Source organism: Pseudomonas sp. D8002 (assembly GCF_013385695.1).
Classification (GTDB): domain Bacteria; phylum Pseudomonadota; class Gammaproteobacteria; order Pseudomonadales; family Pseudomonadaceae; genus Aquipseudomonas.
Window position 1 is genome coordinate 38,629 of the sequence record NZ_JACAPM010000004.1, and the last position, 22,574, is coordinate 61,202.

The 22,574-nt window shown below is 61.9% G+C and carries 17 protein-coding genes and 1 pseudogene; 10 read left to right on the forward strand and 8 right to left on the reverse strand.

What is annotated here, in order from left to right; genetic code table 11:
• Positions 1 to 122: 122 nt before the first annotated feature.
• The 7 genes from phaC to HX807_RS01600 form a co-directional block, all read right to left on the reverse strand.
• On the reverse strand, positions 123 to 1,802 hold the full coding sequence (gene phaC / locus HX807_RS01570; RefSeq protein WP_102605853.1) for a class II poly(R)-hydroxyalkanoic acid synthase: 1,680 nt from the start codon (positions 1,800 to 1,802) through the stop codon (positions 123 to 125).
• Positions 1,803 to 2,051: 249 nt separating this feature from the next.
• A complete protein-coding gene (locus tag HX807_RS01575) occupies positions 2,052 to 2,429 on the reverse strand; it encodes a gamma-butyrobetaine hydroxylase-like domain-containing protein (protein ID WP_003209319.1) in 378 nt (125 codons plus the stop codon).
• A gap of 162 nt (positions 2,430 to 2,591) precedes the next feature.
• The gene (gene hslU / locus HX807_RS01580; protein WP_003209321.1) at positions 2,592 to 3,929 is read right to left on the reverse strand and encodes an ATP-dependent protease ATPase subunit HslU; all 1,338 of its coding nucleotides are present in this window, start codon (positions 3,927 to 3,929) and stop codon (positions 2,592 to 2,594) included.
• A gap of 38 nt (positions 3,930 to 3,967) precedes the next feature.
• Entirely contained in the window at positions 3,968 to 4,498 is a 531-nt protein-coding gene (gene hslV, locus HX807_RS01585) for an ATP-dependent protease subunit HslV (protein ID WP_003209323.1), read from the reverse strand.
• A gap of 256 nt (positions 4,499 to 4,754) precedes the next feature.
• Positions 4,755 to 5,459, reverse strand: coding sequence for an SPOR domain-containing protein (locus tag HX807_RS01590; RefSeq protein WP_003209324.1), 705 nt, complete (start codon positions 5,457 to 5,459; stop codon positions 4,755 to 4,757).
• Between the two features lies 1 nt (position 5,460).
• On the reverse strand, positions 5,461 to 7,197 hold the full coding sequence (gene argS, locus HX807_RS01595) for an arginine--tRNA ligase (protein ID WP_177049088.1): 1,737 nt from the start codon (positions 7,195 to 7,197) through the stop codon (positions 5,461 to 5,463).
• Positions 7,198 to 7,431: 234 nt separating this feature from the next.
• Positions 7,432 to 9,651 (reverse strand): primosomal protein N', encoded by a 2,220-nt coding sequence (locus HX807_RS01600; protein ID WP_008439257.1) that lies wholly within the window; start codon positions 9,649 to 9,651, stop codon positions 7,432 to 7,434.
• 297 nt (positions 9,652 to 9,948) lie between these two features.
• Here HX807_RS01600 and rpmE point away from each other — a divergent pair, with 297 nt between their 5' ends.
• From rpmE to HX807_RS01615, 3 genes are all read left to right on the forward strand, one after another.
• Complete coding sequence (rpmE, locus tag HX807_RS01605; RefSeq protein WP_003209330.1) at positions 9,949 to 10,179, forward strand: 50S ribosomal protein L31; 231 nt, start codon at positions 9,949 to 9,951, stop codon at positions 10,177 to 10,179.
• Positions 10,180 to 10,220: 41 nt separating this feature from the next.
• Positions 10,221 to 11,009 (forward strand): thermonuclease family protein, encoded by a 789-nt coding sequence (locus HX807_RS01610; RefSeq protein WP_102606389.1) that lies wholly within the window; start codon positions 10,221 to 10,223, stop codon positions 11,007 to 11,009.
• A gap of 181 nt (positions 11,010 to 11,190) precedes the next feature.
• A complete protein-coding gene (locus HX807_RS01615; protein ID WP_003209334.1) occupies positions 11,191 to 12,459 on the forward strand; it encodes a malic enzyme-like NAD(P)-binding protein in 1,269 nt (422 codons plus the stop codon).
• A 195-nt stretch (positions 12,460 to 12,654) separates the two neighbouring features.
• Here the strand turns inward: HX807_RS01615 and HX807_RS01620 are convergent, their stop codons facing one another.
• Positions 12,655 to 15,111 carry a penicillin-binding protein 1A gene (locus HX807_RS01620; protein ID WP_371316446.1) on the reverse strand — a complete coding sequence of 819 codons (2,457 nt, stop codon included), beginning with the start codon at positions 15,109 to 15,111 and terminating at the stop codon, positions 12,655 to 12,657.
• A 220-nt stretch (positions 15,112 to 15,331) separates the two neighbouring features.
• On the opposite strand from HX807_RS01620, the gene pilM reads away from it, so the two are divergent.
• The 7 genes and pseudogenes from pilM to HX807_RS01655 all read left to right on the forward strand — a co-directional run bounded on the left by pilM (position 15,332) and on the right by HX807_RS01655 (position 22,306).
• Complete coding sequence (gene pilM, locus HX807_RS01625; RefSeq protein WP_177049090.1) at positions 15,332 to 15,985, forward strand: type IV pilus biogenesis protein PilM; 654 nt, start codon at positions 15,332 to 15,334, stop codon at positions 15,983 to 15,985.
• Positions 15,985 to 16,536 (forward strand): PilN domain-containing protein, encoded by a 552-nt coding sequence (locus HX807_RS01630; RefSeq protein ID WP_177049091.1) that lies wholly within the window; start codon positions 15,985 to 15,987, stop codon positions 16,534 to 16,536. Before pilM ends, HX807_RS01630 begins: the two co-directional genes overlap by 1 nt.
• Positions 16,533 to 17,558 carry a pilus assembly protein PilP gene (locus HX807_RS01635; protein WP_177049092.1) on the forward strand — a complete coding sequence of 342 codons (1,026 nt, stop codon included), beginning with the start codon at positions 16,533 to 16,535 and terminating at the stop codon, positions 17,556 to 17,558. Before HX807_RS01630 ends, HX807_RS01635 begins: the two co-directional genes overlap by 4 nt.
• A gap of 150 nt (positions 17,559 to 17,708) precedes the next feature.
• A pseudogene (locus HX807_RS01640) lies at positions 17,709 to 18,965 on the forward strand (type IV pilus secretin PilQ); the annotation flags it as partial.
• A gap of 4 nt (positions 18,966 to 18,969) precedes the next feature.
• Complete coding sequence (gene aroK / locus HX807_RS01645) at positions 18,970 to 19,488, forward strand: shikimate kinase AroK (protein ID WP_003209345.1); 519 nt, start codon at positions 18,970 to 18,972, stop codon at positions 19,486 to 19,488.
• Between the two features lie 147 nt (positions 19,489 to 19,635).
• Positions 19,636 to 20,736 carry a 3-dehydroquinate synthase gene (aroB, locus tag HX807_RS01650; protein ID WP_177049093.1) on the forward strand — a complete coding sequence of 367 codons (1,101 nt, stop codon included), beginning with the start codon at positions 19,636 to 19,638 and terminating at the stop codon, positions 20,734 to 20,736.
• A 10-nt stretch (positions 20,737 to 20,746) separates the two neighbouring features.
• A complete protein-coding gene (locus tag HX807_RS01655; RefSeq protein WP_003209350.1) occupies positions 20,747 to 22,306 on the forward strand; it encodes an SPOR domain-containing protein in 1,560 nt (519 codons plus the stop codon).
• Positions 22,307 to 22,574: the final 268 nt, after the last annotated feature.

Genomic DNA, 22,574 nt, shown 5'->3' on the forward strand with positions numbered 1-22,574 from the left:
GGGAGCGGGCTTGCTCGCGAAGGCGGTGAATCCGTCTCTAGATGCATCAACTGACACACCCCCTTCGCGAGCAAGCCCGCTCCCACAGTTGATACCGTTCCAGTCACAAAAGTGTGTGTGCTTTATCGTTCATGTACATAAGTGCCCGGCGCCGCTTCCGCCGCTGCATAAGTCTTGTTGCCCAGGTTCGCAGGCGCCTTCTTCAACTTGCCCGACCGCTCCGCCTGCCACGCCTGCCAATGCAACCACCACGAATCGGTGTGCTTGGTGGCGTTCTCCTGCCAGTCCAGGGCCTTGCCCGGCATTGTATCGCTGGTCTGGTAACGCGATTTTGGATTGCCCGGCGGGTTCAGAATGCTCTGGATATGCCCGCTGCTGGACAGCACAAACTCCACCTTGCCGCCAAACAGCTGCGCCGACTTGTAGCAGGACTGCCACGGTGTGATGTGGTCGTTGGTGCCGGCCAAAGAATAAATATCGGCAGTGACCTGCTTCAGGTCGATCGGCGTGCCGCACACTTCCAGGGCATTGGCGCGCACCAAGGGATTGTTCTTGAACAGTTCGATCAGGTCGCCATGGAACGCGGCCGGCAAGCGGGTGGTGTCGTTGTTCCAGAACAGGATGTCGAACACCGGTGGCTCGTTGCCCAGCAGGTAGTTGTTGACCCAGTAGTTCCAGATCAGGTCATTGGGGCGCATCCAGGCAAATACCTTGGCCATGTCGCGGCCTTCCAGCACACCGGCCTGGTAGGAATGGCGCTTGGCCGCTTCCAGGGTCTGTTCGTCGACGAACAACGCCACCTGGGTGTCCAGGGTGGTGTCCAGCACGCTCACCAGCAAGGTCAGGGCGTTGACCTTCTTCTCGCCCAGCGCCGCGTAGTGGCCCAGCAGGGCGGTGCAGGTGATGCCGCCGGAGCAGGCGCCGAGCATGTTGATGTCTTTGCTGCCGGTGATCGCGCTCACCACATCGACCGCTTCTTTCAGCGCCTCGATGTAGGTCGACAGGCCCCACTCGCGCTGGGCCTTGGTCGGGTTGCGCCAACTGACGATAAACGTCTGCTGGTTATTGCGCAGGCAGAAGCGCGCCAGGCTCTTGTCCGGGCTCAGGTCGAATACATAGAACTTGTTGATCTGCGGCGGCACTACCAGCAGCGGACGTTCGTGCACCTGCTCGGTGATCGGCCGGTACTGGATCAGCTCCAGCACATCGTTGCGAAACACTACGGCGCCTTCGGTGGTGCCCAGGCTCTTGCCCACTTCAAAGGCGCCCATGTTGACCTGGCTCGGCATGCCGCCGTTGTGCACCATGTCCTTGGCCAGGTTGGACAGGCCATCCAGCAGGCTCTTGCCGCCGGTTTCAAAGAAGCGTTTGACCGCCGCCGGGTTGGCTGCGCTGTTGGTGGGCGCCATGGCTTCGGTCATCAGGTTGATGACGAAGTGGCCGCGGCTGATGTCGTGTTCCGACAGGTTGCTGTCACCGATCCAGTCGTGCAGCTCCTTGCGCCACGCCAGGTAGGTTTGCAGGTAACGTTTGTAGAGCGGGTTCTGGGTCCACGCCGGGTCGTTGAAACGACGGTCGTCGGCCTCGGGTGTCAGCTGTGATTTGCCGAACACCACGTTCTTCAATTCGACGCCGAAATGGGCGACATGCTTGACGCTGTGCAACGGTTGTTTGATGGCCTGGGTCAGCACCATCCGAGCGGATGCCAGTAAATCCTTTTTCCGTAACGCGATGATCGGGTTCAGCCCCAGGGTGTTTTCCGAGGCCTGGCGTTTCAAGTCATCGTTGTTCTTGTTACTCATCTACGACGCTCCATTGTCCGACAGACGAGTACCGGGTACCGCTGTGTACCACTACTTGCCACACAGCACAGCCTGGTACTACTGCTCGGGTGACCGTTAATACCGCATCGTCAAATGCAGGGAACTTGCCAGTTCCATTGGTTACCCGAGTTTAATTTTTTTCGCAAGCGGGCCAATCGTTGGCCACGACAGAGGGGCATTCAAGCAGATGGAATTAGAAAATGCCCACTAATGAGCAAGAGGCCTGGGCTAGAGCATCAGCCGCACGACCGACTGGCTCGGGTCGCGGGTTTTTCCGGCGGCTTTCAGCTCGGCAAGATAGTCAGCCCACAGCGCGTCCTGACGCACGGCAAGTTGATAGAGGTAGTCCCAGGTGAACAATCCGCTGTCATGGCCATCGTCGAAGGTCAATTTCAGTGCGTATTGGCCGGCGGGTTCGATCTTGGTCAAGCCGACATTGAGCTTGCCGAATTGCAGGATCGGTTTGCCGTGGCCCTGGACCTCGGCGGAGGGGGAGTGCACGCGAAGGAATTCGGCGGGCAGTTGATACACCTCGTCGGGACCGTAGGTGAGGCCCAGGGTCCTGGAGGCTTTGTGCAGGTTGATGGCGGTAGGCAGTTTGGTCATTTGGGGAACCGCTCAGAGATGATCCTGAAGGAACCGGCTTTAAACTGTGGGAGCGGGCTTGCTCGCGAATGCGGTGGGTCAGTTCATGCAATTGTGACTGACCCACCGCATTCGCGAGCAAGCCCGCTCCCACATTAAAGCAGAGCGGTTCCTGCGTGAGGCTTACAGGATATAACGAGACAGATCTTCGTTCTGCGCCAATTCGCCCAGGTGGCTGTTGACGTAGTCGGCGTCGATCTTGATTGCCACGCCATTCTGCGCGCCCGCCATGTCGCCAGCACTGAAGGACACTTCCTCCAGCAGGCGCTCCAGCAAGGTGTGCAAACGACGGGCACCGATGTTCTCGGTCTTCTCGTTGACCTGCCAGGCGATCTCGGCCAAACGCTTGATACCGTCCGGCAGGAACTCAATCCCCAGGCCTTCGGTTTTCAGCAGCTCGCGGTATTGCTCGGTCAGCGACGCGTGCGGCTCGCTGAGGATGCGTTCGAAATCGCCCGGCGTCAGCGCTTTCAGTTCAACGCGAATCGGCAGGCGGCCTTGCAGCTCCGGCACCAGGTCACTTGGCTTGCTCAGGTGGAACGCACCGGACGCGATAAACAGGATGTGGTCGGTCTTGACCATGCCCAGCTTGGTGTTGACGGTGCAGCCTTCGATCAGCGGCAGCAGGTCGCGCTGCACGCCTTCGCGGGACACATCGACCCCGCCGGAATTACCGCGCTTGGCCACCTTGTCGATCTCGTCGATAAACACGATGCCGTGCTGCTCGACTGCTTCCAGGGCCTTGGCCTTGAGTTCTTCCTCATTGACCAGGCGCCCGGCCTCTTCGTCACGCACCAGTTTCAGCGCTTCCTTCACCTTGAGCTTGCGGCTTTTCTTCTTGCCCTTGCCCATGTTGGCGAACAGGTTCTGCAACTGGCTGGTCATTTCTTCCATGCCAGGCGGTGCGGAGATGTCGACGCCGGACACTTCGGCGACTTCGATCTCGATTTCCTTGTCGTCCAGCTGACCTTCACGCAGGCGCTTGCGGAACAGCTGGCGGGTGTTGGAATCCGAGCTTGGTGCGGCGTCTTCGTTGAAGCCCATGCGTGCCGGTGGCAGCAAGGCGTCGAGGATGCGTTCTTCAGCGGCGTCTTCGGCGCGATGGCTGACCTTGGTCATTTCCTGTTCGCGCAACAGCTTCAGGGCAGCGTCGGCCAGGTCACGAATGATCGATTCGACGTCACGGCCCACATAGCCCACTTCGGTGAACTTGGTGGCTTCGACCTTGATGAATGGAGCATTGGCCAGCTTGGCCAGGCGCCGGGCGATCTCGGTTTTACCGACACCGGTCGGGCCGATCATCAGGATGTTCTTGGGGGTTACTTCAACGCGCAATTCTTCGGGCAGTTGCATCCGGCGCCAGCGGTTACGCAGGGCGATGGCAACGGCGCGCTTGGCATCGTCCTGGCCGATGATATGGCGATTGAGTTCATGGACGATTTCGCGGGGAGTCATGGACATAGTAATTGGCGGTCCTCAAGCGGGAATAAGCCTGCGGCTTATTCGGCGAGGTCCTGCTCCTCAATGGTCAGGTTGTGGTTGGTGAAGACACAGATGTCGCCAGCGATACCCAGGGCAGTCTCGACGATTTCCCGGGCCGACAGGTCGGTTTTCTTCAACAGGGCGCTGGCCGCCGCTTGTGCGTAGCCGCCGCCGGAGCCCATGGCGATCAGGCCTTCTTCGGGTTCAACCACGTCGCCGTTGCCGGTGATGATCAGCGAGGCGTCTTTGTTGGCGACGGCCAACATGGCTTCCAGGCGGCTGAGGGAGCGGTCGGTGCGCCATTCTTTGGCGAGTTCGACGGCGGCACGGACCAGATGGCCCTGGTGCTTCTCAAGTTGGCCTTCAAAGCGCTCGAACAGGGTAAAGGCGTCAGCGGTGGCGCCGGCGAAACCGGCGAGGACCTGGCCGTGGTACAGGCGACGGACTTTTTTCGCGTTGCCTTTCATCACGGTATTGCCAAGTGAAACCTGGCCGTCGCCGCCCATGACGACTTTGCCGTGGCGGCGAACTGAAACGATGGTGGTCAAGGGGAGAGTCTCCACGCTGCGGGGCGAAAATGCCCTGATGGAACTCATATGGGGGTGGCGGGGGGGATTTCAACTGTAGGACGGGAGGGCGGACGAGTGGTGTTTATGTGTCGGACTCGGTCCTGAGGCCGATGAAAATCAAATGTGGGAGCGGGCTTGCTCGCGAATGCGGTGTGTCAGTCACCTAAAATATTGACTGATCTACCGCATTCGCGAGCAAGCCCGCTCCCACATTAACCCGATGCTGTTTCCGGAATCAGCGGCTCTGGCGTTGTTGTAACAACAGGTTGCTAAACCCGGCGCCGGCCAGTTGCTTCTGCGCCACGGTCAGCTGTTCACGGTTGCTGAACGGCCCCACCAGCACGCGATACCAGGTCGCATCCTTAACCGTCCCGGACTCCACCGTCACCGCCTGCCCCAACAGAATAATCTGCGCGCGTACCCGGTCCGCATCCGCCTGTTTCGGGAACGAGCCCGCCTGCAGGAAGAACTTGGTCACGGGCGCGGCCTTGGTGGTGGCGACCGGCGGCGGTGGCGGCGGGGTAATCCCGGCCAGCGCAGCCTGGGCCCGGGCCGTGTCGATCTTCGCTGCTTCCGCCGGGGTAACCGGCGTAGTCGGCACCGGCTGCGGCGTCGGCAGGGTTTTCTCCGGCACGGCGTCCGGCGGCACGATCACTTCCGATTCCGGCAGCAGCGTGTAGAAGTCGTATTTCGGCTTCACCGGCGCAGTCGGGCTAGGCGGTGTCTTGTTCGCCTCGGCCATTTTCGTGGCCTTCTGCTGTTCTTGCTTGACCCGTTTGACGTCATCGCCCTTGCCCGGGTCGAGCTTCATCAGGAACACCACAAACGCGCCGACCGTCAGGCCGATGGCCATCCACAACCAGCCCGGAATAGGCTTCTTCGCCGGTGCCTGGTAGCGGCTGGCGCCGCGCTTGGGTGCAGGTTTTTTCTTGGCAGCCAACTTACATACGCTCCAGAGTTTCCAGGCCCAACAATTCCAGGCCTTGCTTGAGGGTCCGTCCTGCCAGTGCGGCGAGGCGCAGGCGGCTCTGCTTTTGGGCTTCGTCGTCTGCGGTCAGGATCGGGCAGTTCTCGTAGAAGCTGGAGAACAAACCGGCGACTTCGTACAAATAGGTGCAGAGGATGTGCGGTGTGCCTTTTTCGCCGACGCTGTTCAGCACTTCGCCGAATTGCGCCAGTTTGGCGGCCAGTTCCTGCTCGTGTGGCGCCTCAAGGTTGATCTGGCCTTCGACTTCGCTGAAGTCCTTGCCCAGCTTGCGGAACACACTGGCCACCCGCGTGTAGGCATACAGCAGGTACGGCGCAGTGTTGCCTTCGAAGTTGAGCATCAGTTCGAAGTTGAAGCTGTAGTCGCTGGTGCGGTGCTTGGACAGGTCGGCGTATTTCACCGCGCCAATCCCCACGACGCGGGCGATGTTGCGCAGGTCGGCTTCGGCCAGCTCCGGGTTCTTTTCCTTCACCAGGTTGTAGGCGCGGTCCTGGGCTTCGTTCAGCAGGTCGATCAGCTTCACGGTGCCGCCGTCACGGGTCTTGAACGGGCGGCCATCGGCGCCGTTCATGGTGCCGAAGCCCATGTGTTCCATCTGCATCGGGTGGGTGACGAAACCGGCGCGGCGCGCCACTTCGAACACTTGCTGGAAGTGCAGGGCCTGGCGCTGGTCAACGAAATACAGGGCACGGTCGGCTTTCAGCACGCCGCTGCGGTAGCGCACGGCGGCCAGGTCGGTGGTGGCGTAGAGGTAGCCGCCATCGGCCTTGACGATAATCACCGGCAGCGGGTCGCCATCGGCGGTCTTGAATTCTTCGAGGAACACGCACTGCGCGCCGTTGCTTTCAACCAGCAGGCCCTTGGCCTTGAGGTCGTTGACCACGTTGATCAGGTCGTCGTTGTAGGCGCTTTCGCCCATCACGTCGGCCATGGTCAATTTGACGTTGAGCAGCTCGTAGATTTCCTGGCAGTGGGACAGCGAGATCTCGCGGAAGCGGCCCCACAGTTCCAGGCATTCGGCATCGCCGGCTTGCAGCTTGACCACCAGGCCACGGGCGCGGTCGGCGAACTCTTCGGATTCGTCGAAACGCTTTTTGGCGGCGCGGTAGAAGTTCTCCAGGTCCGACAGCTCGTTGCTGGTGATCGGGTTTTCCTGCAGATAGGCCATCAACATGCCGAACTGGGTACCCCAGTCGCCCACGTGGTTCTGGCGGATCACGTCATCGCCGAGGAACTCCAGGACCCGCGCCACGCCGTCACCGATGATGGTGGAGCGCAGGTGGCCCACGTGCATTTCCTTGGCCAGGTTCGGTGCCGACAGGTCGATGGCCACGCGCTGTGCCGGGCCGGCCTTGCGCACGCCGATTTTCGCGTCGGCCAGGGCCGCGTCCAGGCGCGAAGCCAGGGCCTGGGTGTTCTGGAAGAAGTTGATGAAGCCTGGGCCGGCGATTTCAGCCTTGGTCACCTGTGGATCGGCCGGCAGCGCGGCGATGATTTTTTCCGCCAGGTCGCGCGGCTTCAGGCCGGCCGGCTTGGCCAGCATCATCGCGATGTTGCTGGCGAAATCACCGTGGGTCTTGTCGCGGGTATTTTCCACCTGGATCGCCGGCGTCAGGCCTTCAGGCAACACACCTTCGTTGACGAGTTGGGTGAGGGCTTGTTGGATCAGCTGGCGAATGGTGTCTTTCATGGTGTTCTCTTTCGACCGCAAGCGGTGGCGCGCGATGCGCAGGTGGAAAAACTGGGCATTATCCGTGGCGAGGGCGGGCTTGCCAACCTTCGCGGGACCTTGACGGACGATTAACCTGTGGCGAGGGAGCTTGCTGTGGCGAGGGAGCTTGCTCCCGCTGGAGTGCGTAGCGCTCCCGGCTTTTTTGGGGCTGCTACGCAGCCCAGCGGGAGCAAGCTCCCTCGCCACAGGGGGTTAGTACAAATCTACCGGGTCTACGTCCAGCGACCATCTCACCTGGCGACCACTGGGCATTTGCTCCAGCGCAAGTAACCAGCTGCTTAATAAACGATGCAGCGGCGCGCGGGCGCTGGCTTGCAAAAGTAGCTGGGCGCGGTAACGCCCGGCGCGGCGTTCCATCGGTGCTGGCACCGGGCCCAATAGCTCGATGCCGGTCAGACCCAGTTCCCCCAGCAAACGTTCAGCCTCGCTGCACGCTTCATCCAGGAAACCTTCGGCCTGCCCCGGCTTGTGCGCTTCGGCCCGCAGCAGCGCCAGATGCGCAAACGGTGGCAGACCTGCCGAGCGTCGCTCGCTCAAGGCCTGTTCGGCGAAGGCAAAGTAACCTTGTTCTGTCAGTTGAATCAGCAGCGGGTGGTCGGCCAGGTGCGTCTGGATGATCACCTTGCCCGGCTCTTCGGCCCGCCCGGCCCGGCCTGCGACCTGCACGATCAACTGCGCCATGCGCTCGCTGGCGCGAAAATCCCCGGAGAACAGCCCGCCGTCGGCATCCAGGATCGACACCAGGGTCACCCGTGGGAAGTGATGCCCTTTGGCAAGCATCTGCGTGCCCACCAGAATGCACGGCTGGCCCTTCTGGATCGTGGCGAACAACTGATTCATCGCGTCCTTGCGCGAGGTGCTGTCGCGGTCGACCCGCAGCACCGGGTAATCCGGGAACAGGATGCCCAGTCGTTCTTCGGCGCGCTCGGTGCCCGCGCCCACCGGTCGCAAGTCGACTTTGCCGCACTGCGGGCAGTGCCGCGGCACCCGTTCCACATGGCCGCAGTGATGGCAGCGCAACTCGCCGGAGCGCTGGTGCACGGTCATTCGCGCATCGCAGCGATTGCACTCGGACATCCAGCCGCAATCGTGGCACAGCAGCGTCGGCGCAAAACCCCGGCGGTTGAGGAACACCAGCACTTGCTGGCCCGCCGCGAGGGTTTGCCCGATGGCTTGCTGCATCGGCCCGGAAATGCCGCTGTCCAGCGGGCGACTTTTTACATCCAGGCGCAGGAAGCGGGGCTGCTTGGCACCGCCGGCACGTTCATTGAGACGCAGCAGGCCGTAGCGCCCGGTGTAGGCGTTGTGCAGGCTTTCCAGGGACGGCGTGGCCGAGCCCAGCACAATCGGGATGTTTTCCTGGCGAGCACGCACCAGCGCCAGGTCGCGGGCGTGGTAGCGCAGGCCTTCCTGCTGTTTATAGGAGCCGTCGTGTTCTTCGTCGATGATGATCAGCCCGGGATTTTTCATCGGGGTGAACAGCGCCGAACGGGTGCCGATAATAATGTCGGCCTCGCCGTCCCGGGCGGCGAGCCAGGATTCCAGGCGCTCGCGGTCGTTGACCGCCGAGTGCACCAGGGCGATGCGCGCGTTGAAACGCTGCTCGAAACGCGCCAGGGTTTGCGGGCCGAGGTTGATCTCGGGGATCAGCACCAGTGCCTGTTTGCCGGCTTCGAGGGTTTCGCGGATCAGTTGCAAATAGACTTCGGTCTTGCCGCTGCCGGTGACGCCCGCCAGCAGGAACGCGTGGAAACTGTCGAAACCGGCGCGAATCGCTTCATAGGCGGCACGTTGTTCGGGGTTGAGCGGCAGTTCCGGCTGGGCCAGCCAGTGTTCGTGGCGCTCGCCGGGAGCATGCTTGCGGATCTCCACCTGCACCAGGCCCTTGGCCAGCAGCAAGTCCAGGCTGTCCTTGCTCAGCATCAGCTTGCTTAACAGCTGATGGGCGACACCGTGGGGATGCTGGGCCAGGGTTGCCAGGGCTTCACGCTGGCGCGGGGCGCGGGCGATGCGCGGGTCGTCCATGCGCGCCCCCGGGACCATCGACCAGAAACGCTCCTGGCGCGCCTCGGCCAGTTCGCCTTGGCGCAACAGCACCGGCAGCGCCCAGCTCAAGGTGTCGCCGAGGCTGTGCTGGTAATACTGCGAGGTCCACAGGCACAGTTTGAACAGTGCGGGCGGCAGCGGCGGCGTGCTGTCGAGGATGGCCACGGCGGGCTTGAGCTTCTCGGCGGGCACTTCGCTGTGATCGGCGACCTCCACCAGGATGCCGATCATCTCCCGCCGGCCAAACGGTACCCGTACGCGCATGCCGGGCTGCAACTGCGACCGCAATACGCCGGCAGGGGCCCGATAATCGAACAGGCGGCGCAGGGGCGAGGGCAGGGCGAGGCGCAAAATGGCGTCGGGCACGCGGGGGTTCTCATATGACGGGCGGCGAAGAAGGGCGGGAGCCTAGCAGACCAGCGGTGGATGTGGGAGCCGGGCTTGCCCGCGATAGTATCGACACGGTGCACCTGAGGCACCGCAGCGCCTGCATCGCGGGCAAGCCCGGCTCCCACAGGGCCTTGTGTATGCCGCGCTTTTCTGATGAAAGGGGCCGTTGTGCTTCTTGCGCGTTTAAAAAGGTCTGGTAGAATCCGCGGCCTAATTACGTGCGGTATTCAACAATAGTGTTGATTGGCGGCACGCTAGCCTGAGGAATACACCATGAAAGCCGATATCCATCCAAACTATGTTGCCATCGACGTTACCTGCAGCTGCGGTAACAAGTTCGAAACCCGTTCGACTTTCGGCAAAGCTCTGCCAATCGACGTGTGCAACGAGTGCCACCCGTTCTACACCGGTAAGCAGAAGACTCTGGATGTTGGCGGCCGTGTTGACCGCTTCAAGACCCGCTTCGGTGCTTTCGGCGCTAAAGCTGCTCCTAAAGCCGAGTAAGGCTGGTCCGCTTGGATGGCCTGTATGGCTTGTCCTCGCTGATGAAAAAGGCGTCCCTCGTGGGCGCCTTTTTTGTGTCTGCGATTTGGCTGGCGCCCGCCCAGGCCGAGGTGTTCTGCCCGGCGCCCGGCGATGTCGCGACCTTCGACGTGCAGCGGGTAGTGGATGGTGACACCGTGCGCCTCAAGGACGGCCGCAGTATACGCATGATCGGTGTCAATGCCCCGGAAACCGGCAAGCAGGGGCGCACTGACGAGCCCTTCGCCGTGGCCGCTCGCGAGCGCCTGCAAAGTCTGGTGGACGCGAGCGGTGGGCGCGTTGGCGTGGTGCCCGGACGGGAGAGCAAGGACCGTTACGGCCGCACCCTGGCCCATCTCTACGGTGCCAATGGAGCAAATCTGGAAGCGCAGTTGCTCGCCGAAGGCCTTGGCTTCCAGGTGGCGGTCGCGCCGAATGTGGAACTGGTGGCCTGCCAGCAAGCCGCCGAACGCAGCGCCCGGCAGGCCCGGCTGGGGGTGTGGCGCCGGTCACCGGTGGTCGATGCGGCGAAGATCCAGCGCTCGGGCTTTGCCGTGGTCAACGGCCGAGTGAGCAAAATCGAACGCAATCGCGGCGGAGTCTGGATTGAGTTGCAGGGCTCACTGGTACTGCGCATTGCACCCAATCTTGTGGGCCGATTCGACAGTGCGCTGTTGAAAGGTTTGCAGGGCCAGTCCATCGAAGCCCGCGGCTGGGTGCTGGACCGCTCCCGACGCGGCGGCTTGGAAAAGGGCCAGGCACGCTGGCTGTTGCCACTGACCGATCCCGGCATGCTCGAGCAGGCGCCGTAAGAAAAAATTGTAGACATTTTTCAGGTCGATTGTGAACAGTTGAGCCCTTGTATCCCGTGGCTCTTGGCCAAAAGTCGTAGGGCAGGGCCCTTGACACCTGTGACTGCCCAGTCTTGTGGGGACTTTGCGACACGCGTATCCTCGGCGGTCCGTCGACCAACAGTAAAAGCGGAATGCCGATATGTCTGATTTGAAAACTGCCGCTCTCGAATATCATGCCCATCCTCGTCCAGGAAAGCTGAGTGTAGAGCTCACCAAAGCCACTGCCACCGCCCGCGACCTGTCGCTGGCCTACAGCCCTGGCGTTGCCGAGCCCGTACGTGAAATCGCCCGCGATCCTGAACTGGCCTACAAGTACACCGGCAAAGGCAACCTGGTTGCAGTGATCTCTGATGGCACCGCGATCCTCGGCCTGGGTAACCTCGGCCCATTGGCTTCCAAGCCAGTCATGGAAGGTAAGGGCGTGCTGTTCAAGCGCTTCGCCGGCATTGACGTATTCGATATCGAAGTCGATTCCGAGAGCCCGCAGGCTTTCATCGACACCGTAAAGCGCATCTCCATCACCTTCGGTGGCATCAACCTGGAAGACATCAAGGCACCTGAGTGCTTCGAGATCGAAAAGGCCCTGATCGAACAGTGCGACATCCCGGTATTCCACGATGACCAGCACGGCACCGCGATCGTTACCGCGGCCGGCATGATCAACGCCCTGGAAATCGCCGGCAAAACCCTTGGCGAAGCCAAGATCGTTTGCCTGGGCGCCGGCGCCGCGGCCATCTCCTGCATGAAATTGCTGGTGAGCATGGGCGCCAAGCTGGAAAACATCTACATGGTCGACAGCAAGGGCGTTGTGCAGTCCGAGCGTACCGACCTGAACCAGTACAAGGCGATGTTCGCGCATCCGTCCTCCAAGCGTACCCTGGCTGACGCCCTGGACGGTGCAGACGTGTTCGTTGGCTTGTCCGGCCCGAACCTGCTGAGCGCCGAAGGCCTCAAGTCCATGGCGGCCAACCCGATCGTGTTCGCGTGCTCCAACCCGGATCCGGAAATCTCCCCGGAACTGGCCCACGCCACCCGTAGCGACGTGATCATGGCCACCGGCCGTTCGGACTACCCGAACCAGGTCAACAACGTACTGGGCTTCCCGTTCATCTTCCGTGGTGCCCTGGACGTTCGCGCCAAGCGCATCAACGAAGAGATGAAAGTCGCGGCCGCCAACGCCCTGCGCGAACTGGCCAAGCTGCCGGTTCCTCAGGAAGTGTGCGACGCCTACGGCGGCATCAAGCTGGAATTCGGTCGTGAGTACATCATCCCGAAACCAATGGACAAGCGCCTGATCACCCTGATCTCCGATGCCGTGGCCAAAGCCGCAATCGAGACGGGTGTGGCCACCCTGCCGTATCCGAAGAACTACCCGCTGCAAAGCGTGGATGATGTGTTCAACGGCTAAGCCGTTGTAGCGCACCACCAAAAAGCCCCGGCTCTTGCGAGTCGGGGCTTTTTTTGTGGCTGGCAATTGGCTCGAGCCTGGCGGTGATCCAACTGTGGGAGCGGGCTTGCTCGCGAAGACGGTGTGTCAGTCGGCCCATCTGAGCCTGATACTCCGCTTTCGCGAGCAAGCCCGCTCCCACATTGGAACTGCGTGTTAGAACAAGTCGATCGGCGCCGCCTCGTCCGCCGGCAGCGGGCTGCCCGGTGCAACACCATTGCCCAGCTCGTTGACCGACGGCGGCGTGTCCTCGCTCTTGAACAGCTCGAAGTACGCATTCGGCGTGCTCGGCGCTGCTGCACGGCCGCTGACCGGGTCGATCCGCAGGCTCAGGATGCCTTCCGGTTCCGGCTGGGTATGCAGCGGCATATCCTTCAGCGCGGCGCCCATGTAGCTCATCCAGATCGGCAGCGCGACGGTGCCGCCGAACTCCCGGCGACCGAGGCTTTCCGGCTGGTCGTAACCGGTCCATACGGTGGTCACGTAGTCGGCGTTGTAGCCGGAGAACCAGGCATCCTTGGAGTCGTTGGTGGTACCGGTCTTGCCGGCGATATCGGCACGGCCCAGGGCCAGGGCGCGACGCCCCGTACCTTTCTTGATCACGTCTTCCAGGATGCTGTTGAGGATGTAGGTGGTACGGCCGTCCACAACGCGTTCGGCTACCGCCGGCGCTTGTGGTGCGGCGGGGGTGCCGGCTGCGGGGGCTTCGCCTGGCGTTGCCTCGATGGTGATGCCGCCGTTGGCCGGTGCTGCCTGGCCGTCAGTGGCCGCGACGCCATTGACCACGTCGCCCGGTACCCGTGGCGGGTTGGCGGTGAACAGGGTTTCGCCGCTACGGCTTTCGATCTTGTCGATCAGGTACGGGGTGATCTTGTAGCCACCGTTGGCAAAGGTGCTCCAGCCGGTGGCGATTTCCATCGGCGTCAGCGTGGCGGTACCCAGTGCCAGGGACAGGTTGGGCGGCAGGTCCGACTTGTTGAAGCCGAAGCGGGTGATGTAGTCGATGGTCTTGCCTACGCCCATCGCCTGCAGCAGGCGGATCGACACCAGGTTACGCGACTTGTACAGCGCCTCGCGGACGCGGATCGGGCCGAGGAAGGTGTTGGTGTCGTTCTTCGGGCGCCAGACCTTGTCCAGGTACTCGTCGACGAACACGATCGGTGCATCGTTGACCAGGCTGGCGGCGGTGTAGCCGTTATCCAGTGCAGCGCTGTAGATGAACGGCTTGAAGCTGGAACCCGGCTGGCGCTTGGCCTGGGTGGCGCGGTTGTAGTTGCTCTGCTCGAAGGCAAAGCCGCCGACCAGGGCGCGGATTGCACCGTTCTGCGGGTCAAGCGAAACCAGCGCGCCCTGTGCCACGGGCACCTGGCTGAATTTCAGGCTGTCGTCCTTCTGGCGCTGCACACGAATCAGGTCGCCGACCTGGGCCACGTCCGACGGCTGCTTGGGCATCGGGCCCATGCTGTTGGTGTTCAGGAAAGGGCGGGCCCATTTCATGCTGTCCCACGACACATGCTCTTCGCCGGTGCGCGTCAGTACCTGCACGCCATCTTTCTTCACCTGGGTGACGATGGCGGGTTCAAGGCCGCTGATCGGGCGCTGTTTGCCCAGCTCGACGGTCCAGGCGCTCAGGGTCTTGCCCGGCAGGCGCGATTCAGGGCCGCGGTAGCCATGGCGCTGGTCATAGGCGACCAGGCCGTCGTGTACCGACTTGTTGGCGATTTCCTGCAGGTTGCTCGGAATCGTCGTGGTCACGCGGAAACCTTCGGTGTACGCCTCGCTGCCATAGCGGCCGACCATCTCGGCACGGGCCATTTCGGCGATATACGGGGCATTCACTTCCGGGGTCGGCACGTGATAGCTGGCGTTCAGCGGCTCGGCCACCGCACTTTCGTACGCGGCCTGGTCGATCTTGCCCAGCTTGTACATGCGGCCCAGGATCCAGTCGCGGCGCTCTTTGCTGCGCGCCGGATTGGCCAGCGGGTTGAAGCGCGAAGGCGCCTTGGGCAGGCCGGCAATCATGGCCATCTGCGCCAGGCTGGCGTCACGAATCGACTTGCCGTAGTAAACCTGTGAAGCCGCCTCGATGCCGTAGGCGCGGTTGCCCAGATAGATCTTGTTGACGTACAGCTCAAGGATCTCGTCCTTGGTCAGCTGACGTTCGATCTGCAACGCCAGGAGGATTTCCGTGGCTTTGCGGGAAAAGCTGCGTTCGCTGGTGAGGAAGAAGTTCTTCGCCACCTGCATGGTGATGGTGCTGCCACCGGATTGAATGTGTCCGCTTTTTACCAACTGCGTGGCCGCCCGCACCAGGCTGCTTGGGTCGACGCCATAGTGATTGGCGAAGTTATCGTCTTCAGCCGACAGCAGGGCGTTGATGAAATTGGGCGGAATGTCGGCGAAACGGATCGGTGTGCGGCGCATTTCGCCGAACTCCGCGATCAGTTTTTCATCGCTGCTGTAGACCCGCAAAGGAATCTGCAACTGGATACTTCTCAGGGCCTCTACGGAGGGCAAACCCGGACTAAGGTAGAGATAGGCCCCGCTGAGCACGAGCATCAGCCCGCAGACGATCGCGACAATGGAGTACCCGAAAAACTTCAGCAGACGAATCAAGGCTTTTGGATTTCCAAGGAAAAGAATGGGTTAGGCGTCGGGGCATGCACGGCAAGTGGTGGATCGACCCGGCCAGCAGATAAACGCGGGAAAAAACGCTGGGCATTAAAGCATTTTTCGGCTTCGGGCGTCATTCGCGCCGCTCATACAAGCCGACCGAATGCAGGAAGCCTGGCAGCAATCAGTCCGTAAGACAGGGAAAGTTTTGGGGAGTTTTATGAGAAAGGGATTTTTCAGGCGAAAAGCCGATGCCGTCCTGGGTATCGACATCAATGACACCGGCGTCAGGCTGGTGGAGCTGGAGGCTTCAGGCACTGGCTACAGCGTGCGGGGCTACGCCATGCAGCAGTTGCCGGCCCATGCGGTGGTCGACAGCAGCGTGGTTGATTTCGATGCCGTCGCGCAGGCACTTTCCCGGGCGCTGGTACAGGCGCATACATCACTCAGGCATGCCGCCGTGGCCGTGGCAGGGCCCTCGGTGATTACCCGCGTGCTGGAGATGGACGCGGGGCTGACGGATGCTGAAATGGTGCGTCGAATCCATGGCGAAGCAGACCAGTACATTCCTTGTCCGCTGGAGGATGTGGCTATCGACTTCCAGGTGCAGGGCCCGTCGGCCCATGACCCGCAAAGCGTCGATGTGCTGCTGGTTGCCTGCCTCAAGGAACAGGTGGAGGCCCGTGAGGCGGTTTTGGCCCTTGCGGGGCTGACGACGCGGATAGTGGATGTCGAAGCATTTGCATTGGCTCGCGCGGGCAGGCAGGCTTCGGACAGCATCACGCCGGGCCGTCGTGTCGATGGCGCGCAATGGGCCGTGGATGCCCAGGGAATGGGAGTGGCCTGCGGGCTGGCCCTGAGGAGTTTCGACTGATGACACGAATCAACCTGTTGCCGTGGCGCGCAGAACGGAATGAGCGGCGGCGCAAATATTTTCTGGTGTTTTTGGCGGGGGCTGCAGCGGTGGCGCTGGCTGCGGTTTGGCTGGCAGACCAGGTGATCGACCGTGCAGTCGATCGGCAGTTGGCCCGCAATAACCAGTTGAGCCAGGGTGTCATCGGGCTCGACTCGCGGATCAAGGCCATCGACGAACTGCATGAGCAGCGCCAGCAGTTGATGGAACGGATGAAAGTTGTGCAGGGTTTGCAGGACGATCGTGCGGCGGGTGCTCAGTTGCTGGACCAGTTGGCCCGTGCCGTGCCGGACGGGGTGCAGTTGCGCGAAGTGAGCGTCGACGGCGGGTCTGTTTCCATCAGCGGCACGGCCGGATCGAACCGGGACATTGCTCAGTTCATGCGAGGCCTCGAAGCTGCCGAAGACTTGGAAGCGCCCCGGCTTCAACGGGTTCGCGGCGCGCAGGAGGGCGACGACAATGGCTTCCAGTTGACGGTTCGCCATGGTCACTCGGATGAGGTGCGCCAATGAGAGGGGCGTCAGGCCTGCCAGGGCTGACGGAATCCGATATAACCCAGCTCTGCCAGAACGCCGCCAACTGGCCCTTGCCGGGCAAGGCGTTGCTGGCTGGCGCGGTGGTTTGCCTGCTGTGGGCAGTGGGCAATACCTTCTACTTGAGTGGGGCGCGGGAGCAACTGCGCCAGCTTGAGTCGCAGGAAGTGGCGCTTGAACAGCAGGTCGCGCTGAAAACCAGCCAGGCTGCCGGCCTGGAGTCCCTGGTCCGCGAACTCGAAACAATGCGAGGCCATTTCGCCAACCTGTTACGGCGGCTGCCTGCCGACACCCAGGTACCCGGCCTGCTTGAAGATATTGGCCGCCTGAGTGCCGCCAATGGCTTGGTGCTGGAGGCCATCGAACTTCGGGATGACCAGCCTCGCGCCCTGTACATCGAATCGCCCATGCAGATTGGCGTCACCGGGACTTTTCACGATCTGGCGGCGTTCATCAACGGCATGGCCAGCTTGCCAGGAATTGTCACGGTGCATGACTTGGCATTCAGTCCTGTCGATCCCTCGGTGTTGCATCTCAGTCTGGTAGCCAGGACCTATCGTCACAACCGCCAGGCGGGCGATGACCTGGAGGTTGATTTGCACCCGCCGGCACAGGCTGTCGCCGAGCCCGGGCCGCAGCAAGTGGCGTACGATTTTGCAGCCTTGCGCGACCCTTTCCAGCCGCCCTCTCGGCAACTGGTTCGACCCGCCGGGCGACCGGCTGCCGGACCTGATCTCGCCAGGCCTCGCGGAATTCTCGAAGGCTTCGCCGTGGAGCAGTTCGAAATGGTCGGGACCTTGTCCCTGGGGGCTCAAACCTTCGCCCTGCTGCGCGGAGCGTCGTCTGTCCATCGGCTGGCAATCGGCGATTACCTGGGCCCGGACCACGGGCGCATCACGGCGATTCATGACTCCCATGTCGAACTGGCCGAGCTTTTCCCGGATGGCCAGGGCGCGTGGCTGGAACGCTCGCAAACCCTTGCCCTGAACGTGAACTCATAACGGAAACAAACAATGAAAAGGACTTTTTCGTCCTTCGGTGTGGCGCTATGGATAGCGTTCACGGCACCGATGGTCATGGCTGTGCCCAATCGAATCGACTTGATTCACCTGCCGCCACCTGGCAATGCGCCCCTGAGTACCGGGCAAGTGGCGTTCACCGGGGACAAGCTGTCCCTCAACTTCCAGAACATCGAGTTGCGCGCGGTGCTGCAGCAGATTGCTGACGTTGCCGGCCTCAATCTGGTGACCAGCGACGACGTGCAGGGTTCGATCACACTGCGCCTCAAGGACGTGCCCTGGGACCAGGCCCTGGACCTGGTGCTGCAAACCAAGGGGTTGGATAAACGTGTGACGGCCAATGTGCTGCTGGTCGCGCCGGCCGAGGAGTTGGCCGCCCGCGAGTTGCTGGCGATGGAGTCGCGCAAGCAAATGACTGACTTGGCACCGCTGCGCCGCGAGTTGCTGCAAGTCAATTACGCCAAGGCGTCGGACCTGGCCAAGCTCTTCCAGTCGGCCGTGGGCCTGGAAGGCGCCACCGATGAGCGCGGCTCGGTGGCGGTGGATGACCGCACCAACAACATCATCGCCTACCAGACCCGGGAGCGGCTGGAGGAGCTGCGCACGATTGTGGCGCAACTGGATATTCCGGTTAGGCAGGTGATGATCGAGGCGCGGATCGTCGAGGCCAATGTGGATTACGACAAAAGCCTTGGCGTGCGCTGGGGCGGGCAACTGAATCGGGGTAACTGGAGCACTGGCGGGATCAGGAAACCGCTGGCCGAAGGCACCGAGCCGCCTGAAATCCCGCCCAGCTCGCCGTTTGTGGACCTGGGGGCGGTCAACGGCAGCGCCGGCCTGGGTGTCGCGTTTATCACCGACAACCTGCTGCTGGACCTGGAACTGACCGCCATGGAAAAAACCGGCAATGGTGAAATCGTTTCGCAGCCCAAGGTCGTCACCTCCGACAAGGAAACCGCGCGAATCCTCAAGGGCACCGAGATTCCCTATCAGGAGTCCAGCTCCACCGGCGCGACCTCGGTGTCGTTCAAGGAGGCCTCCTTGTCATTGGAAGTGACCCCGCAAATCACCCCGGACGGCTGGGTGATCATGGAGGTCAAGGTCACCAAGGACGAGCCCGACTACCTGAACAGGCTCAACGATGTGCCGCCGATCAAGAAAAACGAGGTCAATGCCAAGGTGCTGGTCAAGGACGGGGAGACCATCGTGATCGGCGGGGTTTTCTCCAATACTCAAAGCAAAGTGGTAGATAAAGTGCCATTTTTGGGCGATGTGCCGTATCTTGGCCGCCTTTTCCGGCGGGATGTGGTTTCGGAGAAAAAATCCGAGCTGCTGGTATTCCTGACTCCGCGTATTATGAATAACCAGGCGATTGCTGTGAGTCGTTGATTCTGTGCGAAATTTGATTCTTGTAGGACCGATGGGGGCTGGAAAAAGCACCATCGGCCGTTTGCTGGCCAAAGAGCTGCGCCTGCCATTCAAAGACTCCGATAAGGAAATTGAATTGCGCACGGGCGCCAATATCCCGTGGATCTTCGATAAGGAAGGCGAACTGGGCTTTCGCGACCGCGAGCAGGCGATGATTGCCGAACTGTGCGGCTGCGATGGCGTGGTATTGGCCACCGGCGGTGGCGCAGTGATGCGCGACGAGAACCGCCGGGCGCTGCACGCCGGCGGTCGCGTGGTTTATCTGCACGCGTCTGTCGAGCAGCAGGTGGGCCGCACCGCTCGCGACCGCAATCGCCCATTGCTGCGCACCGCCGACCCGGCAAAAACCCTGCGGGACCTGCTGACGCTGCGCGACCCGCTTTATCGGGAAATCGCCGATCTGGTGGTGGAAACCGATGAGCGGCCGCCACGAATGGTGGTTCTCGACATTCTCGAGCGCCTGGCACAGTTGCCACCCCGTTAAAGCCAGGGCCGAAATGCGCTATCCTCGGCGGCGCGTCATGACCGTCCGAGTTGTGGCGTAGAGCCATCAGGCAGCGTCAGATCCCGACGTTGCCGACAACGTTAATGTAGGGCAGGACGCCTGCTTTCATCTTCAACGCGGGGACACATGCAGACACTTAAGGTCGATCTTGGCGAGCGCAGCTACCCGATCCATATTGGCGAAGGTTTGTTGGACCAGCCCGAGTTGCTCGCACCGCATATTGCCGGGCGGCAAGTGGCGATCATCTCCAATGAAACGGTCGCGCCGCTGTATCTTGAGCGTCTGAGCCGCAGCCTGGCGGCGTACTCGGTGATCTCGGTGGTGCTGCCGGACGGCGAGGCCTTCAAGACCTGGGAAACCCTGCAACTGATCTTTGATGGCCTGCTGACGGCCCGTCATGACCGGCGCACCACGGTGGTGGCGCTGGGTGGCGGTGTGATCGGCGACATGGCCGGCTTTGCGGCGGCCTGCTATCAGCGCGGCGTGGACTTTATCCAGGTACCGACCACCTTGCTGTCCCAGGTCGATTCGTCGGTGGGCGGCAAGACCGGCATCAACCACCCCCTGGGCAAGAACATGGTCGGCGCGTTCTATCAGCCGAATGTGGTGCTGATCGACACTGCCACCCTCAATACCCTGCAACCCCGCGAGCTGTCGGCGGGCCTGGCGGAAGTCATCAAGTACGGGCTGATCTGCGACGAGCCGTTCCTGACCTGGCTGGAAGAACACGTCGACGCCCTGCGCGCCCTCGACCAGGTGGCACTCACCGAAGCGATTTCCCGCTCCTGCGCCGCCAAGGCGCTGGTGGTGAATGCCGACGAACGTGAGTCCGGCGTGCGCGCCACCTTGAACCTCGGCCACACCTTCGGCCATGCGATCGAGACCCACATGGGCTATGGTGTGTGGTTGCATGGAGAGGCCGTAGCGGCTGGCACAGTGATGGCATTGGAGATGTCGCAACGCCTGGGCTGGATCAGCGCCCAGGAGCGTGATCGCGGGATCCGCCTGTTCCAGCGCGCCGGGTTGCCGGTCATTCCTCCCGAGGAGATGACCGAGGCAGATTTTCTCGAACATATGGCAATAGACAAGAAAGTGATCGACGGTCGACTGCGACTGGTGCTGTTGCGCCGAATGGGCGAAGCGGTAGTGACCGACGATTATCCGAAAGAGATTTTACAGGCCACGCTGGGAGCGGATTACCGCGCCCTGGCCCAGCTTAAAGGTTAATAAGATCCCGATGACTAGTTTGCATGCCGACGAGGCGTTCCTCGGCCATTACCAGTTAAGCCACGACCCTTTTGCTCCTCGGGTGCCTGGTTTCAAGTTTTTCCCTGCGCAACGCAAGCCGGTGCTGGGACAACTGCACCACCTGGCGCGCTACAGCCAGTTGCTGCTGGTGGTCACCGGCCCATTGGGCAGCGGCAAGACCTTGCTGCGCCAGGCGCTGGTGGCCAGCACCAACAAGCAATCGGTACAGAGCGTGGTGGTTTCCGCCCGTGGTGCCGGTGATGCGGCAGGCGTGTTGCGTCAAGTGGCCCAGGCCCTCGACGTGTCCACTGCCGAGCCGAATGCGATCCTCAAGCAAGTGGTGCAACTGGGCCTGACCGGCCAGGAAGTCTACCTGCTGGTGGATGACGCCGAGCAGCTCGACGAATCTGCCCTGGAAGCGTTGCTGGCCCTGGCGGCCGGTACGCCTGAAGGGCGCCCGCATGTGTTCCTGTTTGGCGAGTCTTCGCTGATCGCCGAACTTGAACAGATCAGCGGTGAGCAGGAGCTGTTCCACGTCATCGAACTGCAGCCTTACGAAGAAGAAGAAACCCGCGAATACCTGGCCCAGCGGCTGGAAGGCGCAGGGCAGGGCATCGAACTTTTCTCCGCTTCGCAGATCTCTGATATTCACGAAAGCTCCGACGGCTGGCCTGGCACCATCAACCAGGTTGCCCGGGATGCCATGATCGAAGCCATGATTGCCAGCCGCTCAGCGGTAAAGCGTCCAAAGATGGGGTTTACTATGCCGAAGAAGCACGTATTGGCAATTTCTGCCGTTGTCGTGGTTGCCGTCGCCGCCGCCTGGTTGATTCCAGGTCGCAACAAGGCACCGACCACCGCTGGCGCGCCAACCGAACAGGCGCAGTTGCCACTGGGCAAGCCAACACCGAACGTTGAGTTTGCCAACTCCGGCCAACCCACCAACCTGCCAATGGTCGGCCAACCGGTAATGCGCGGCCCGCTCGCCGAAGAAGCTGGCGGCATCTCCGAAGGCGACGATGGGGTGCCCGTTGAAGGCTCCAGCGCCACGCCGCCGACCGTGACCACCACCGCGCCACCTGCGGGCGTGCCAGCCGGTCAGCCAGCGGCCAAGCCGACGCCAGCGCCAGCCCAGGTCGCCACCGCCAAGCCTGCGCCTGTTGCCAAGCCGGTCGCCCCGGCGCCTGCGGCCAAACCGGCTCCAGCCGCCAAGCCTGCCGAAAAACCGGCCGTCGTGGCCAAGGCCGCGACTGGCGCTGCCGGCAGCAGCTGGTATGCCAGCCAGCCTACCGGTAACTTCGTGGTGCAGATCCTCGGCACCAGCTCCGAAGCCAACGCCCAGGCGTTCGTGAAAGAGCAGGGCGGCGAGTACCGTTATTTCAAGAAAGTGCTCAACGGCAAGCCTCTCTACGTGATCACTTACGGCAACTTCTCCAGCCGTACAGCAGCGGAATCCGCTATCAAGGCCTTGCCAGCGAAGGTTCAGGCTGGTAAACCTTGGCCTCGCACTGTCGCCAGCGTTCAACAAGAACTGGCAACAACTCGCTGAAGATCCGGCGGCCTTACCCAGGCCGCCCTCCCGGCACCTCAAAAAAAACAACACAGCGTGCAGCCCTGAAGGCCGCGCGCTTTGTGGTGTCTGCGTCACAGTGGCTTTTGAGTCGTAGCGGTCAAAATTAAAAAAGTTTTGACTAGCACAGCATATCGCTTTAAACCTTTCATAAATGCGACATAGATTTGCGACATTTCGTCGCTAAATTTGTGAGCGTCTGTGTCGGTGTGTACAATGACCTCCCTTTTGCCCCCGCTAAGCCGGC

Coding starts and splice junctions, on each gene's coding strand:
- phaC (WP_102605853.1), bottom strand. CDS start 1,802: ATGAGTAACAAGAACAACGATGACTTGAAACGCCAGGCCTCGGAAAAC.
- HX807_RS01575 (WP_003209319.1), bottom strand. CDS start 2,429: ATGACCAAACTGCCTACCGCCATCAACCTGCACAAAGCCTCCAGGACC.
- hslU (WP_003209321.1), bottom strand. CDS start 3,929: ATGTCCATGACTCCCCGCGAAATCGTCCATGAACTCAATCGCCATATC.
- argS (WP_177049088.1), bottom strand. CDS start 7,197: ATGAAAGACACCATTCGCCAGCTGATCCAACAAGCCCTCACCCAACTC.
- rpmE (WP_003209330.1), top strand. CDS start 9,949: ATGAAAGCCGATATCCATCCAAACTATGTTGCCATCGACGTTACCTGC.
- HX807_RS01610 (WP_102606389.1), top strand. CDS start 10,221: ATGAAAAAGGCGTCCCTCGTGGGCGCCTTTTTTGTGTCTGCGATTTGG.
- HX807_RS01615 (WP_003209334.1), top strand. CDS start 11,191: ATGTCTGATTTGAAAACTGCCGCTCTCGAATATCATGCCCATCCTCGT.
- pilM (WP_177049090.1), top strand. CDS start 15,332: ATGAGAAAGGGATTTTTCAGGCGAAAAGCCGATGCCGTCCTGGGTATC.
- HX807_RS01630 (WP_177049091.1), top strand. CDS start 15,985: ATGACACGAATCAACCTGTTGCCGTGGCGCGCAGAACGGAATGAGCGG.
- HX807_RS01635 (WP_177049092.1), top strand. CDS start 16,533: ATGAGAGGGGCGTCAGGCCTGCCAGGGCTGACGGAATCCGATATAACC.
- aroB (WP_177049093.1), top strand. CDS start 19,636: ATGCAGACACTTAAGGTCGATCTTGGCGAGCGCAGCTACCCGATCCAT.
- HX807_RS01655 (WP_003209350.1), top strand. CDS start 20,747: ATGACTAGTTTGCATGCCGACGAGGCGTTCCTCGGCCATTACCAGTTA.